The organism is Mycolicibacterium obuense (genome assembly GCF_055397605.1).
This window is the reverse complement of the sequence record NZ_AP043663.1, coordinates 3130537-3145359: the sequence shown is the minus strand read 5'-3', so window position 1 is coordinate 3145359 and position 14823 is coordinate 3130537. Positions and strand designations below refer to the sequence as shown.

Annotated in this window: 15 protein-coding genes; 12 read left to right on the top strand and 3 right to left on the bottom strand. The window is 69.3% G+C overall.

The genetic code is table 11. The features are described from left to right. Positions 1–11 precede the first annotated feature (11 nt). From ACZ50N_RS14885 to ACZ50N_RS14875, 3 genes are read left to right on the top strand one after another with little or no spacing between them, the layout of a single operon-like run. Positions 12–1550, top strand: coding sequence for an amidohydrolase (locus ACZ50N_RS14885; RefSeq protein WP_464475651.1), 1539 nt, complete (start codon positions 12–14; stop codon positions 1548–1550). Next, on the top strand, positions 1543–3252 hold the full coding sequence (gene lnt, locus ACZ50N_RS14880; RefSeq protein ID WP_464473175.1) for an apolipoprotein N-acyltransferase: 1710 nt from the start codon (positions 1543–1545) through the stop codon (positions 3250–3252). Before ACZ50N_RS14885 ends, lnt begins: the two co-directional genes overlap by 8 nt. Beyond that, positions 3249–4046 (top strand): polyprenol monophosphomannose synthase, encoded by a 798-nt coding sequence (locus ACZ50N_RS14875; protein ID WP_046365693.1) that lies wholly within the window; start codon positions 3249–3251, stop codon positions 4044–4046. Before lnt ends, ACZ50N_RS14875 begins: the two co-directional genes overlap by 4 nt. Here the strand turns inward: ACZ50N_RS14875 and rbpA are convergent, their stop codons facing one another. Then, positions 4047–4382, bottom strand: a complete 336-nt coding sequence (rbpA, locus tag ACZ50N_RS14870) for an RNA polymerase-binding protein RbpA (RefSeq protein ID WP_046365694.1) — start codon at positions 4380–4382, stop codon at positions 4047–4049. 177 nt (positions 4383–4559) lie between these two features. Between rbpA and ACZ50N_RS14865 the strand changes: the two genes are divergently transcribed. The 6 genes from ACZ50N_RS14865 to ACZ50N_RS14840 all read left to right on the top strand — a co-directional run bounded on the left by ACZ50N_RS14865 (position 4560) and on the right by ACZ50N_RS14840 (position 9239). Next, positions 4560–4865, top strand: coding sequence for a hypothetical protein (locus ACZ50N_RS14865; protein ID WP_046365695.1), 306 nt, complete (start codon positions 4560–4562; stop codon positions 4863–4865). Positions 4866–4936: 71 nt separating this feature from the next. Continuing rightward, positions 4937–5743: an ABC transporter permease gene (locus ACZ50N_RS14860; protein ID WP_110798050.1), complete on the top strand. Its 807-nt coding sequence runs from the start codon at positions 4937–4939 to the stop codon at positions 5741–5743. Next, positions 5740–6492 (top strand): ABC transporter ATP-binding protein, encoded by a 753-nt coding sequence (locus tag ACZ50N_RS14855; RefSeq protein ID WP_464473174.1) that lies wholly within the window; start codon positions 5740–5742, stop codon positions 6490–6492. The genes ACZ50N_RS14860 and ACZ50N_RS14855 overlap by 4 nt, the downstream gene beginning before the upstream one ends. Positions 6493–6515: 23 nt before the next feature. Next, positions 6516–7532, top strand: coding sequence for an ABC transporter substrate-binding protein (locus ACZ50N_RS14850; protein ID WP_046365698.1), 1017 nt, complete (start codon positions 6516–6518; stop codon positions 7530–7532). A 6-nt stretch (positions 7533–7538) separates the two neighbouring features. Beyond that, the gene (locus ACZ50N_RS14845; RefSeq protein WP_046365699.1) at positions 7539–8633 is read left to right on the top strand and encodes an LLM class flavin-dependent oxidoreductase; all 1095 of its coding nucleotides are present in this window, start codon (positions 7539–7541) and stop codon (positions 8631–8633) included. Between the two features lie 27 nt (positions 8634–8660). Then, a complete protein-coding gene (locus tag ACZ50N_RS14840; protein WP_464473173.1) occupies positions 8661–9239 on the top strand; it encodes a hypothetical protein in 579 nt (192 codons plus the stop codon). Between the two features lie 4 nt (positions 9240–9243). Here the strand turns inward: ACZ50N_RS14840 and ACZ50N_RS14835 are convergent, their stop codons facing one another. Then, positions 9244–9924, bottom strand: coding sequence for a hypothetical protein (locus ACZ50N_RS14835; protein ID WP_464473172.1), 681 nt, complete (start codon positions 9922–9924; stop codon positions 9244–9246). 73 nt (positions 9925–9997) lie between these two features. Between ACZ50N_RS14835 and ACZ50N_RS14830 the strand changes: the two genes are divergently transcribed. The 3 genes from ACZ50N_RS14830 to ACZ50N_RS14820 are packed head-to-tail and all read left to right on the top strand — an operon-like array spanning position 9998 to position 13884. After that, positions 9998–11515, top strand: coding sequence for a carboxylesterase/lipase family protein (locus tag ACZ50N_RS14830; RefSeq protein ID WP_464473171.1), 1518 nt, complete (start codon positions 9998–10000; stop codon positions 11513–11515). Between the two features lie 18 nt (positions 11516–11533). After that, positions 11534–13552, top strand: coding sequence for a primary-amine oxidase (locus ACZ50N_RS14825; protein ID WP_464473170.1), 2019 nt, complete (start codon positions 11534–11536; stop codon positions 13550–13552). 5 nt (positions 13553–13557) lie between these two features. Then, positions 13558–13884 carry a YnfA family protein gene (locus ACZ50N_RS14820; protein WP_048422739.1) on the top strand — a complete coding sequence of 109 codons (327 nt, stop codon included), beginning with the start codon at positions 13558–13560 and terminating at the stop codon, positions 13882–13884. Between the two features lie 4 nt (positions 13885–13888). Here ACZ50N_RS14820 and ACZ50N_RS14815 read toward each other — a convergent pair whose 3' ends face one another. Next, entirely contained in the window at positions 13889–14785 is an 897-nt protein-coding gene (locus tag ACZ50N_RS14815; RefSeq protein WP_046365705.1) for an SCO6745 family protein, read from the bottom strand. Positions 14786–14823 lie beyond the last annotated feature (38 nt).

Here is a 14823-nt window from a genome sequence, read left to right as displayed (position 1 = left end):
ACAGCCCCGCCATGCCCGACGCCACCGCGATGGCGGTCCGTGACGGTGTCGTCGCCTGGCTGGGCAGCGACGACGTCGGCCGGGCGCAGTTCCCCGACGCCGAGATCGTGGACCTGGGCGGCGGGTTCGTCGCCCCGGCCTTCGTCGACAGCCATGTGCACGTCACCGCCACCGGTCTGAGCCTGACCGGCCTGGATTTGAGGGCGGCGACGTCCCGTCAGCACTGTGTCGACCTGCTCGCCGGCTACGCGCGGTCCCATCCCGACGGTGTGCTGTGGGCCCACGGCTGGGACGAATCGGGCTGGCCCGACCCCACCCCACCGACGGTCGACGACGTCGACGCCGCGGTCGGCCCGGGCCGAATGGCGTACCTGGCCCGGGTGGACGTGCACTCCGCGCTCGCCTCGACGGCGCTGCAGCGCGCCGCGGGTGTCGCGGGACACGGCCCCTTGACCGCAGACGACCACCATCGGGTGCGCCGTGTCGCCCGCGAGCGCCTGACCGTCGCCCAACGTGACGAGGCTCGCCGGGCCGCGCTCGACCTCGCGGCGTCGCGCGGCGTCGTCGCGGTCCACGAGTGCGCGGGACCGGAGATCGGTGGCCTCGACGACTGGCGGGAGCTGCGCGCGCTGGATCACGGCGTGGACGTGGTGGGCTACTGGGGTGAGGCGGTCGGCAGCGCCGACGCCGCCCGGGCCCTGCTCGCGGAGACCGGCGCGCAGGGGCTGGCCGGCGATCTGTTCGTCGACGGCGCCCTCGGCTCGCGCACCGCCTGGCTGCACGAGCCCTATGCCGACGCACCGGCGGGATGCACCGCGCCGCACGGCAACGCCTACTTGAGCACCGACGCGATCACCGCGCATCTGATGGCCTGCACCGAGGCCGGTATCACCGCCGGCTTCCACGTCATCGGCGACGCCGCCGTCACCGCGGTCGTCGAGGCCCTCGGTGTGGTGGTCGATCAGCTCGGCAGCGTCGCGGTCGCCCGCTGCGGGCACCGCCTCGAACACCTCGAGATGGTCACTGACGAGCAGGCTGCGGCACTCGGCCGCTGGGGTGTGATCGCGAGCATGCAGCCCGCCTTCGACGCGCTGTGGGGCGGCCCGCACGGAATGTATGCCCAGCGTGTCGGGCCGACGCGGGCGTCAGGGATGAACAATTTCGCGCTGTTAGCATCCCAAGGCGTGCCCCTCGCTTTCGGTTCCGATGCCCCGGTGACCGACCTGGACCCGTGGTCTGCGGTGCGCGCAGCGACCGCGCATCGAAGCGTCGGCAGCGCCGTGTCGACCCGGGCAGCCTTCGCGGCCGCCACCCGCGGGGCCTGGCGGGCCGGCGGCGTCCGCGACGGGGTGACGGGCACCCTCGTACCGGGTGCGCCTGCGTCCTATGCCGTGTGGGATGCCGACGAATTCGACGTCAACGCCCCCGCCGACGCGGTGCAGCGCTGGTCCACCGACCCCCGCTCCCGCGTTCCTGTGTTACCCCGCCTGGACGGCGAAGCGCCGCGGTGTCGGCAGACGGTGCATCGAGGCGCGATCCTGCATGGCTGAGGCCGCCGAACACGAACCCGATACCGAATCAGACACCGACGCGCCGCCGTCGCGACGACAGCGGATCGGCCGCGCCGTCCTGAACCGGCTGCCGCAGCTGACCGTGGCGCTGCTCGGCGGTCTGATGCTGTGCCTCAGTTTCCCGCCGTTCGGCTGGTGGTTCCTCGCCTTCCTGGCCTTCGCGGGGTTGGGCTGGCTGCTGACCGTGCCGTCGGTGACCGCGAAGGGCGGGTTCGGCTACGGGCTGTTGTTCGGCCTGGCGTTCTACATCCCGCTGCTGCCCTGGATCAGCGGGCTGGTGGGCCCGGTGCCGTGGCTGGCGCTCAGCGCGGTCGAGGCGCTGTTCCCCGCGCTGTTCAGCCTCGTCGCCGTCCTGGTGCGCAGGGTGCCCGGCTGGCCCCTGTGGTTCGCCGGTCTGTGGTCGGCGCAGGAGTGGCTGAAGTCGACGGTGCCGTTCGGCGGATTCCCGTGGGGGGTCGTCGGTTACTCGCAGACGCAGAGTCCGGCGTTGCCGCTGGCGTATTTCGGCGGCGCTCCGCTGGTGTCGTTCGGCGTCGCGCTGGTCGGCTTCGCTCTCGCAGCGCTGACGATCGAGGTGATCAGGTGGTGGCGCAGCGACCGCGCCGCGCGCGTCGCCGCGCCGCCTGCCGTGGTGCTGCCGGGCCTGTGCGTGGCCGTGGTGCTGCTGATCGCGGCACTGGCCTGGCCGCATGTGCGCACCTCCGGTGCCGGCGTCGGTGACGAACCGCCGGTCACCGTCGCCGTGGTGCAGGGCAACGTGCCCCGGCTGGGTCTCGAGTTCAACGCCCAGCGGCGGGCGGTGCTCGACAACCACGTCAACGAGACGATGCGACTCGCCGATGACGTGCGGGCGGGTCGAGCGCCGCAGCCGATGGTGGTGATCTGGCCGGAGAACTCCTCGGACATCGATCCGTTGGCCAACGCCGACGCCGCGAAGGAGATCTCCGCGGCGGCCGCCGCGATCCGGGCGCCGATCCTGGTGGGCGGCGTGCTCGCCGCACCCGGTTACCGACGCGACAACCCGGTGTCGACGAACTCGGTGATCGTGTGGAACCCCGACACCGGTCCCGCCGACCGCCACGACAAGCAGATCATCCAGCCGTTCGGCGAGTACCTGCCATGGCGCAGCTTCTTCAGCAAGCTCTCGTCCTACGCCGACCGTGCCGGCTACTTCGTCCCGGGACACGGTGACGGCGTGGTGCGGGCGGCAGGGGTGCCGATCGGTGTCACCACGTGCTGGGAAGTGATCTTCGACCGGGCCGCCCGGGAGGCGGTGCGCAGCGGCGCGCAGATGCTGGCCGTCCCCAGCAACAACGCGACGTTCGACGAGTCGATGAGCGAACAGCAACTCGCATTCGCCCGGCTGCGGGCGGTCGAACACGAGCGCTACGTCGTGGTCTCCGGGACCACCGGGATCAGCGCTGTGATTTCGCCCGCAGGCCGCGAGCTCGCGCGCACACAGTTCTTCGAGCCGGCCTACCTGGACCAACAGGTCCGGCTGCGGACGTCGCTGACCCCGGCGACCCGGTTCGGTCCCTACGTCGAGGCGCTGCTGGTGGGCATCGGCGTTGCGGGACTTCTCGCAGCCATGCTGCACAATGATTTCTTCGTGGGCCGCTTCGGGCCACGAAGAACGACGCGTCGCACATCGACGTCCGAGAACGGCAAAGGAGCCGCATGAGCGTCCCCGGTAGTCCCGGTGGCCGGGAAGCCGGCCAGGAAGCTGTGGCGAAACCCAGCGCACGCACCCTCGTGATCATCCCGACCTACAACGAGCGCGACAACCTGCTCAAGATCGTCGGCCGGGTCACCGACGCGGCGCCGCAGGTCCACGTGCTGATCGTCGACGACGGCAGCCCGGACGGCACCGGCGCGCTGGCCGATGAGCTCGCGCTGGCCGATCCGGACCGCGTCCACGTCATGCATCGCACCTCCAAAGACGGGTTGGGCGCGGCCTACCTGGCCGGCTTCGCATGGGGATTGAGCAGGCAGTACACCGTGCTGGTGGAGATGGACGCCGATGGCAGCCACGCTCCCGAGCAGCTGTACCGATTGCTCGACGCGGTCGATGCGGGCGCCGATCTGGCGATCGGCTCGCGCTACGTCGATGGTGGCGAGGTGCGCAACTGGCCGCGGCGCCGCATGGTGCTGTCGAAGACCGCCAACGGCTACTCCCGCATTCTGCTGGGCGTGGGCATCCACGACATCACCGCGGGCTACCGTGCCTATCGGCGCGAGGTGCTCGAGAAGATCGACCTGGCGGCCGTCGATTCCAAGGGCTACGGATTCCAGGTGGATCTGACCTGGCGTTCCATCAACGCCGGTTTCACGGTCGTGGAAGTGCCGATCACGTTCACCGAACGCGAGCACGGCGTCTCGAAGATGGACGGGTCGACCATCCGCGAGGCCATCGTCAAGATCGCCCAGTGGGGCATGCGGGCCCGGCTGGACCGGGCCCGGGGCACCGCCCGCTGATCAGCCCCGACGGCGGGTCTTGATGATGTCGAGGCGCTCCTTGAGGAGCTCCTCGAGTTCCTCCACCGAACGCCGCTCAAGCAGCATGTCCCAGTGGGTGCGCGGCGGCTTCACCTTCTTGGGCTCCGGCACGTCACCTTCGATGAGCGTGCCCTCCATGCCGTTGCGGCACAGCCACGTACCGGGGATCTCGGCATCGTCGGCGAACGGGACGTCGAATTCCTCGCCGTTGTCCGTGCGGTAACGGGCGACCTGACGCGGCGCCAAGTCGTGATTGCGGTCCGTCTCGTAGCTCACGGCTCCGAGGCGGCTGCCCCTCAAGACACGATCAGCCATCGTCAACTCCTCTTCAGCGCTTTTGGTCCGGGGTATTCAACGCAGATCTCTTCCGCGGAGTTCCCGACTCGGCCCCCGATGATACCGGGATCCGAGTATCGGTCGGTTTAGAGTCGGCCCGTGACCGCCTCCCCGGACCGGCTGGCTCCCCCTCGCAGATCGCGCACGCGCCCGCAAATGTGCCGCTGGTGTGGCCGCGAAGTGGCCGACGCCGGGCTCGGTCGCCGACGTCAGTACTGCCGGCAGTCCTGCCGTCAGCGGGCCTACGAGCAACGCGCCCTGGTGAAGGGGTCCGCGGTGGCCGAGGACGCGGTGGTCCTCAGCGCCGAAGAGGCTTCGGTCCTGTCCGACCGGGTCTATGAGGTGCGCTGCGCTGCCGAGGACATGGCGACCGCTCTGGAGGAGGGCGCGGAGGCCAGTGAGCTGCGTGAACTGTGTGACGCGGTGATGCGCGCGGCCCGTGCGGCCGACGGCTGGCGCTGACCCGGACTCTTTCCCTCACGCGGAATCAAACGCTTCATCGGCGGGGCGACCGGCCGTAACGTCGCCTGACCGTGACCAGTCCCGCCGATCTGGCCGTGCCGTCGGCCCCTACCGCCCCGCGCCCACGAGGTCAGCGCAGGTGGGTGCTCATCCGGCTCGCGTCGCCGTTCGTGCTGTTGGCGCTGTGGCAGATCGGCAGTGCGATCGGGCTCATTCCTCAGGATGTGCTGCCTGCACCGTCGCTGATCGCCGAGGCCGGGGTCGAGCTGCTCAGAACCGGCCAGCTGGCAGATGCCCTCGCCGTATCGGGGGTCAGGGTTGTCGAAGGGCTGCTTCTCGGCGGCGTGGTCGGCATCTCTCTCGGCATCGCCGTCGGCTTGTCGAAGTGGTTCGAGGTCACCGTCGACCCGCCGATGCAGATGATCCGCGCCTTGCCGCACCTGGGGTTGATCCCGCTGTTCATCGTCTGGTTCGGCATCGGTGAGCTGCCCAAAGTGCTGCTCGTCGCGCTCGGGGTCAGCTTCCCGCTCTACCTCAACACCTTCTCTGCCATCCGCCAGGTCGATCCGAAGTTGCTCGAGACCGCGCAGGTGCTCGGCTTCTCGTTCTGGCAGAAGCTGCGCACGATCATCGTCCCGAGCGCGGCGCCTCAAGTTCTCGTGGGCCTTCGGCAATCGCTGGCGATCGCCTGGCTGACCCTGATCGTGGCCGAACAGATCAACGCGGACAAGGGAATCGGCTTCCTGATCATGAACGCGCGGGACTTCCTGCGCATCGACATCATCATCTTCGGGCTGATCATCTACGCCCTGCTGGGCATCGGTACCGACGCGCTGGTCCGCGCGCTCGAGAACAGGGCGGCGAGGTATCGGGGATGACTTTGACGTCTGACACATCCAGCCGAGCGACCGGTCGACGGGCCGAGAGTGCCGGCGAATTGCGCACCGTGAACAAGTGGTACGGCTCTCGCCACGTGCTGACCGACCTGTCCGTGCGCATCGGCCACGGCGAAATCGTCGCGCTGATCGGCCGCAGCGGCTCGGGCAAATCGACCGTCCTGCGAGTGCTCGCGGGATTGTCGAGCGATCACACCGGCGACCGCGCCGTCGCCGGCGCGCCGGCGGTGGCCTTCCAGGAGCCGCGGTTGTTCCCATGGCGCGACGTACGCACCAACGTCGCCTACGGGTTGACCCGGACCCGATTGCCGAAGGCCGAGGTGCTCACCAGGGCCGAACAGGCGCTGGCTGACGTGGGCCTGGCCGATCGCGCCGCGGCGTGGCCGTCGACGCTGTCCGGCGGTCAGGCGCAACGGGTGTCGCTCGCCCGAGCCCTCGTCGCCGAACCGCAACTCCTGCTCCTCGACGAGCCGTTCGGCGCCCTCGACGCGCTGACCCGGCTCTCGATGCGCGCCCTGCTGCTCGACCTGTGGCGCCGACACGGCTTCGGGGTGCTGCTGGTGACCCATGATGTCGACGAGGCTGTCGCCCTGGCCGACAGGGTGCTCGTGCTGGAGGACGGTGCGATCGCGCACACGCTCGACATTCCCGATCCGCGGCGGGTGCCCGGCGAAGGCCACACCGACCGCTACCGCGCCGAGCTGCTCGACACGCTCGGCGTGCAGTCCTGACCATCGTCGACGAGAGGGCCCTCATGTCCAGGGTTGTTGCTGTGATCGCGGCCGTGAGCCTGTTGCTGGCGGGTTGCGTTTCGCGCCAGGAGGTCTCGGGCGCCCAGGAGGCTCCGGAGACGGTACCGCTGTCGGAGTTGGCCGGGCTGACGTTGCAGGTGGGCGATCAGAAGGGCGGCACCGAGTCCCTGCTGCGCGCCGCAGGTGCGCTCGACGGCCTGCCCTATCGAATCGCCTTCTCGACGTTCACCTCTGGGCCACCGCAGATCGAGGCCGCGACGGCGGGCAAGATCGATTTCGCGATCACCGGCAACACGCCGCCGATCTTCGGTGCGGCAGCGGGGGCGAAGGTCAAGGTCGTCTCTGCCTACGACGGTGGCGGCAACGGCGATCAGGTTCTGGTGCATCAGGATTCGCCGATCACCTCGATCGCCGATCTGCGCGGGAAACGGATCGCCGTGGGGAAGGGTAGCTCGGCGCACGGGCACATCCTCGCGCAGCTCGAGAAGGCGGGACTGACCCCGGACGACGTCACGCTGGTGTTCCTGCAACCGGCCGACGCGCTGTCCGCGTTCTCGCAGCGCCAAGCCGACGCGTGGGCGATCTGGGACCCGTACACCGCGCAGACTGCCGCGCAGCTGCCGGTGCGCTCCATCGGGCAGGCCCGCGACGTCACCAACGGCTACTGGTTCGGGGTGGCATCCGATCAGGCGCTGGCCGACCCCAAGCGCAACACCGCGCTCGCCGACCTGCTGGTGCGGTTCGAGAAAGCCGCGCGGTGGGCGCAGGACCATCGCGAGCAGTGGGCCAGCAGTTACGCCCAGGCCGTCGGGCTGAGCCCGGAGGTGGCGACGGTGTCGCAGTCCCGAAGCCTGCGGTTGCCGACCGAACTCGACGACGCCGTGGTGGCCTCCGAGCAGAAGATCGCCGACCTGTTCGCCAAATCGGGTCAGATCGCTTCTCCCGCACCGGAATTCGACAAGTGGGTGGACCGTCGCTACAACGACGTGCTGCGCCCGTTGCTCGCCGCGACGAGTTAGGAATCCATGCCTTCCGCGAAATTCTTCTGGTTCCTGCCCACCAACGGGGACAGTCGCTCCATCGTCGGCGCGTCCCACGCATCGTCGCATCACACGGTGCCGCCCGGTTATCGGCCACCCACGCGGCGTTACCTCGCCGAGGTCGCACGGGCGGCGGACCGGCTCGGCTACGAGGGCGTGCTGACCCCGACCGGCACCTGGTGTGAGGACGCCTGGCTGACGGCGTCGGCGCTACTCGCCGAAACCGAACGCCTCAAGTTCCTCGTGGCGTTTCGTCCCGGGCTGATCCCACCGACACTGGCCGCCCAGCAGACGGCAACGCTGCAGCGGTATTCCGAGGGCCGCGTGCTGCTCAACATCGTCAGCGGCGGAGACGATCGTGAGCAGCGCCGCTTCGGAGACTGGCTCGATCACGATCAGCGCTACACGCGCACCGGTGAGTTCCTGCACATCGTGACGTCGATCTGGCGGCAAGAGCACCTGGATTTCTCGGGTGCCCACTACGAGGTCGCCGACGCGCGGGTGTCCGCACCGCCGGATCCATTGCCGCAGATCTACTTCGGGGGCTCGTCAGCGGCGGCGCTGCCGATCGCGGCCGAGTACGTCGACGTGTACCTGACGTGGGGTGAGCCGCCGCAGGACGCGGCCGCCAAGATCGCGAAGGTGCGGGCGCTGGCCGAAGAGCGCGGCCGCCGGGTGCGCTTCGGTATTCGGCTGCACACCATCAGCCGCGACACGTCGGAGGCGGCGTGGGCGGTCGCCGATGACCTGCTCGCCCAGCTGAGCCCTGAACAGATCGCCAATGCCACGGCGCTGCATGCGAAGTCCGAATCCGAGGGCCAGCGGCGCATGACTGCGTTGCACGGCGGGCGCATCGACCAGCTCGAGATCTACCCGAATCTGTGGGCGGGGGTGGGTCTGGTGCGCGGGGGCGCGGGCACGGCCCTGGTCGGATCCCACGAGGAAGTGGCGAACCTGATTCTCGAATACCACTCCCTGGGTTTCGACGAGTTCATCCTGTCCGGCTACCCGCATCTGGAAGAGGCGTACTGGTTCGCCGAGGGCGTGCTGCCGATCCTGAAGCGCAAAGGTGTCGCCTGATCGGTCCCATCTGATACAGCTTGCGGGATGGACGAATGGTTCGAGCGCAGTCCGTTCGTCGGGTTCGTCCCGTGGATCATCTACTGGGTGGTGGCCGACGGCCCGAGCACGTGGCTCTTCGGTGCGATCTGCGCGGTGCTCGCGACGCTGATCCTGGGGGTGTCGGCAGGGTTCGCGGGGGTGCGCCTGCTCGACATCGTCACGGTCGTGTTCTTCACCGGGGTGACCGTGGTGGGTCTGGTCATCGGCGCCGAGGATCGCGACTGGATGGACACCTACGCCACCACGTTGTCCAGCGGGGTGCTGGCCGCGATGTCGCTCGGTTCCCTCGCGTTCGAACCGTTCACCGCCCAGTACGCGCCGGCGGCCGCGCCCCGGCAGGACTGGGAGCAGGCCGCGTTCCGCCGCACCAACCAGGTCCTGACCCTGATGTGGGCGCTCGTGTTCGCGTTGATCGCCGTACTCGGCTACCTCGCGGCGACGGCCCCGTCCACGGTGCACCTGACGAAGGCGGTCATTCCGGTCGTGGTGATCGTCGGTGCGGTGGGCATGACGCAGGCCTATCCCGGCAGAGCTCGCGAGAAAGCGCGGCAGCAGAACCTCTGACAGGTCAGCAGCGGTACGCCGTTCCGACACCCGCGGGTGGCGCCACAGGCTGCAGACACCCGAACGGGCGGACACCGTCGGCGCTGATTCGCACGGCCGATCGGTGCGCGTAGTTCACGCAGTAGAGGCCCGTGGCGTCGCTGCGGCATCGGGTGTCGCCGATGCTCAACGTCTGGCCGTCGGGCAGCTCCGGCCCGGAGCCGGCGATGAACGGCCCCGGATCTCCACGCAGCGCCCCGACGCGCAGCTCGGCTCCCGGGAAGTCCGTCCAGCCGGCCTTCCACACCCCCTCGGCGTCCACCGGCGGGGGCGGCGGTGCGGTCAGCTCGAGCAGGCACGTCAACCCGTCCGCCGCGGTCATGCACTGGGTGTTGCCCGACGGCGCTCCGGAGGGTGCGGTGAAGGCGACGTCGTCACCCAGCCGGGTGGTGACCCCGTCGCGGAAGGCGACGTGGAAAGTGGCAACGTCTGCCGCAGTGCCCTCCTCGATGAACGCGATCACCTCGTCGATCGTGGCGTTCTCGCCCGGGGCCTCTGCAGGGCGTGTGGTCGAGGGAGGGGCAGCGGTGCTGGTGGTGGCCGTGGGGCGAGTGGCATCCGCGGATGCCGACTCCGCCTGACCGTCGGTCGACTGCGCGCAGCCGGCCGCCAGGATCGCCACCGCGAGCAGGCCGACCTTGCGCATTCCGCCAGGCTAACCGCCCGACACGAGGCGGTCGGCGCGGCGGGCCCGCCGCTCAGCCGCTACCGTCGGAAAGATGCACGAGCACACCGTGCGGGTCAGAACCGCATCCGGGGTCGTCGAAGGGTTCACGCGCGACGGCGTCCACCGCTGGCGATCGATCCCGTACGCGAAACCCCCTGTGGGCCCGCTGCGCTACCGCGCGCCCGTCCCTGTCCAGCCCTGGTCGGGGGTGCGGCACTGTCACGGCTTCGGCCCCTGCGCACCGCAGCAGCGCATGTACACGCTCCTGGCACCCGGCAAATACCAGCCGACGAGCGAGGACTGCCTGACACTCAACGTGGTGGCTCCTGCCGAACCCCACGCCGGACCTGACGGCGGGCCACTCCCGGTCATGGTGTTCATCCACGGCGGTGGCTACCTGCTGGGAAGTTCGGCCACGCCCATCTACGACGGTGCCTCGCTGGCGCGGCGCGGGTGCGTGTACGTGTCGGTGAACTACCGGTTGGGGCCGCTGGGATGTCTGGAGCTCTCCTCCCTGTCCACCCCTGACCATCCGATCGACGACAACCTGTTCCTGCGTGACCTGGTGGCGGCGCTGCGTTGGGTGCGCGAGAACGCCGCGGCGTTCGGTGGCGACCCGGACAACGTGACGATCTTCGGAGAGAGTGCCGGAGCGCACGCAGTGGCGACGCTGCTCGCCACCCCCGATGCGGCCGGATTGTTCGCGCGCGCGATCGCGCAGAGCCCCAGCAGCGGCATGACCCGCAGCGCCGACATCGCCGAGCAGTACGCCCAGAGGTTCGCCCGCACCCTCGGCGCGGGCGCATCCGATGCCGCCGAGGTGCTGATGCGCACCCGGCCCGCCGATCTGGTGAGGGCGTTGGAGCAGCTGATCGTCGAGGGGCAGCGGGAGATGCTGGGCGCCTTCGCGATCGGACCGACGTACGACACCGACTATCTGCCGGTGAATCCGGCGCAGGCGATGGCCGACGGGGCCGCGCACCGGGTTCCGCTGATCGTGGGGACCAATGCCGACGAGGGCAAGTTGTTCACCCGCTTCCTGAAGCTGCTGCCGACCACCGAACCGGCCATCGAGCGCCTGTTCTCACAGGCCGAACCAGGTGTGCGCGAACGCATTCTGGCCGCGTACCCGGGGTATCCGAAGCCGTCCGCATGCGTGCGGCTCGGCGGCGACTTCATCTTCGCCTCTGCGATGTGGCAGATCGCCGAGGCCCACGGCCGGCACGCGCCGACCTACGTCTACCGCTTCGATTACGCGACGCGGGCGCTGCATCTGTCGGGGCTCGGCGCCACGCACGCGATGGAATTGCTGGCCGTCTTCGACGTCTATCGGTCCCGGTACGGCAAGCTGCTGGCCGCCGGCATCGACGCGCGCACTGCGGGCAGGGTCAGCGACGACGTCCAGAAGCGCTGGCTGGCCTTCGCCGCCGACGGGATTCCGGGCGAGGACTGGCCACTCTACGACGACGACGAGCGTGCGGTCATGGTGCTCGACAAGCGCCGCCGAGTCGAACACGATCCGCACGCGGAGCGCCGAGAGGTGTGGAAGACGTTCGAGTTCGCGCAATAGCGTGCTGACGGCTGCGCGGTGTGGTTGCGTGGACGGGTGTCTGATGCGCTGCCCACATCCACCGCCCATCCGCTCGACCCGCTCGACGACGCCGAATTCCGCGCGGTGGCCGCGGCATTGCGGCGCGAACGCGGGGTGCAGGCCACGCCATCGGACGGCGAACACAAGGGCTGGCGGTTCGCTTCGATCGAGCTGATCGAACCGTCCAAGGCCGAGCTCGCCGCGTTCGACGCAGACGGACTGCGGCCCGCGCGGCGCGCGTGCGTGGTGTGTTTCGACCGCAGCACGAACGCGACCTACAAGAGCGTGGTCTCGCTGACCGACGATCGCGTGGAAACCTTCGAGCACATTCCCGGCGTCCAGGCGAACTTCACCGTCGACGAATTCGCCGAGTGCGACCGGCTCCTGCGCAGCCATCCCGATGTCATCGCCGCGCTACGAGCCCGTGGCGTCACCGACGTCGACCTCGTGTTCTTCGACACCTGGACCTACGGCGACGCGGTGGCCCCGGAGGAGTACCGCGACCGGCGCATCGGCTGGTCGGACAGCTGGGTCAAGGCTGGGCCCGGTGCCAACCCCTACGCACGACTGCTCAGCGGTCTGCACTGCGTGATCGATCTCAACGCGATGGAGCTCCTGCGCGTCGAGGACGTCGGACCGTTCTCACCCTCCGGCGGTGCGACGGCACCGGAGGTCATGGGGGAGTACGTGCCGCGTCACATCCCGGACCGGGTGCTCGCACGCGGCCAACGGGAACCACTCAAACCGTTGCACATCACCCAGCCCGAGGGGCCGTCGTTCACCGTCGACGGCAACCTGGTGACGTGGCAGAACTGGTCGCTGCGTGTGGGTTTCAATTACCGCGAGGGCATGACACTGCACACCGTGCGGTATCGGGACGGGGACCGCTACCGGTCGATCGCGCACCGGATGTCGTTCGCGGAGATGGTGGTGCCCTACCGCGACCCGTCACCGGATCACTACCGGCGCACCGCTTTCGACATCGGGGAGTGGGGGTTGGGCTTCATGACGACGTCGTTGGAGCTCGGCTGCGACTGTCTGGGGGAGATCCGCTATCTGGACGCCGTGCTGCACGACAGCGCCGGCGAACCGTACCGGATCACGAATGCCATCTGCCTGCACGAAGAGGACAACGCCGTGCTGTGGAAGCACGTCGACCACGAGATCGGCGCCGAGGTGCGCCGTATGCGCCGGTTGACGCTGTCGTTCCACGTGACGGTCGCCAACTACGAGTATCTCGTGTACTGGCGGCTCTACCAGGACGGCAACATCGAATGCGAGGTCCGTGCGACCGGCATCATGGTGACCACGCCGCTGCCCCCCGGCGCGCCCAGTCCGAACGGCACGATCGTCGACGAGCGCACGTATGCGCCGTTCCACCAACACTTTCTGGTGGCGCGCCTCGACATGGATGTCGACGGAACGGACAACACCGTCGTGATGAGTGAATCGGCCGCCGAACCGATCGGGCGCGACAACCCTTACGGCTTGTCGCTGGTCACCCGCAACACCCCGCTGCGCACCGAGAGCGAAGCCCGCCAAGATGTCGACTTCAGCACGCAGCGGGCCTGGAAAGTGGTCAACCCCAACGTGGTCACCGGAATCGGTGCCCATCCGGCGTACAAGCTGGTGCCGTCCGGCGCCATCCCGCCGATGTTCGACCCAGCCTCACCGGTGCTACAGCGCGCCGGGGTCATCGCCCACACGCTCTGGGTCACCCCGAATCGACCCGACGAGCGTTGGCCTGCAGGAGAATTCGTCAACCAGTCGGTGCGTGACACGGGTCTGACACAGTGGACGGCTGCCGATCGTCCGATCGAGAACACCGATGTGGTGCTCTGGTACGTGTTCGGCATCCACCACATCACCCGGCCCGAGGACTGGCCGGTGATGCCGGCCGACATCGTGTCGTTCTGGCTCAAACCCTTTGGGTTTTTCGACCGCAACCCTGCACTCGACGTCGTCGACACGCCGCCCCAGGCGTGCCACACGCCGAGTACCAGCGCCCACCACTGAGCCTCGTGGTTGTCAGATCCGCTCTACTGTTCGTCCTGGCAGCGGTTCTCGAGATCGGCGGAGCCTGGCTGGTGTGGCAGGGCGTCCGCGAGCACCGCGGCTGGTTGTGGATGGGAGCCGGCGTGATCGCGTTGGGCGCCTACGGATTCGTCGCTGCGTTCCAGCCCGATGCGCACTTCGGCAGGGTGCTCGCCGCCTACGGCGGCGTGTTCATCGCCGGCTCCCTGCTGTGGGGGATGGCGCTGGACGGCTTCCGGCCGGATCGGTGGGACGTGGCCGGTGCGCTGATCGCTCTGCTCGGCGTGGCGTTGATCATGTACGGCCCGCGCTGAGCGCTCACCCGAGATGGGCGCTCGCGTCGTCGAGATCGTCGCGGCTCAGCCCCATCGGCGTGCCCGCCGGAACGTCACCGGCCGCGATCACGGCGCGGGTGATCGGTGTCAGGCTCTGGAACAACGCTTCGACCTCGTCGTCGTCGAGCGCGTCGAGGGCGGGCAGGGCGAGCGCATCGGTCCTGTCCTCAATGTGCTGCTTGAGCGAACGGCCCCGGTCGGTGATGGCGCCGTCGGCGTCGAGTAGTCCACGCAGGTGCAACGCCTCGGCGTGCGCCGCCCACTGCTCGTCGTCGTAGTCGCGGCTGCGCTTGATCATGTCCGCGGGAACACGTCCGGCGGCGGCGTGCAGCACGTTGCATTCGCGGCCGGACAGGCCCTCGGCGGTGAGCACGGCGACATGGCCGTCGCCGCGGTGCTCGCGCAGCAGGGTGGCTGCGTGCCACAGCCGCGGCAGCGGTTCACCCGGCCAGCTCAGTGCGCGGTTCGCCGCGTAGAGCACCCGGCCACTGACATCGGCATCGGAGGCGGCGCGGGCCGCCAGTTCGGCTGCGCTCTGCGCATCGGCGTCGGTGACACCGCACCGGCGCAGGGCTGCCACCGCGGACTGTTCGCGGGCGCGCAGCGCGTCGGCGGGTGGGGCGACGTCCCATGCCGCGGGAAGAGCCTTCGCGACGCGGCTGGGTGCGAAGTTGTAGAACGCCGCGGTCACCACGTCGGCAGGCACGATGCCGAGCGGGGCTGAGCGGGCGGCGAAGTACCCCATCCAGAACCCGCGATAGCCGAGGCCGTCGAGGGCGGCCCGCGCCTCCGGCGCGAAGTAGGTGACGGCGTGTACGGGCTCGATCCGATCGAAGAAGCGGCGGGCCAGCGTGATCGGGCGGCGACTGCGGTTGTCCACCGTCGCAGTCAACCACCCGGCGAGGGCAGGTCTGCTAA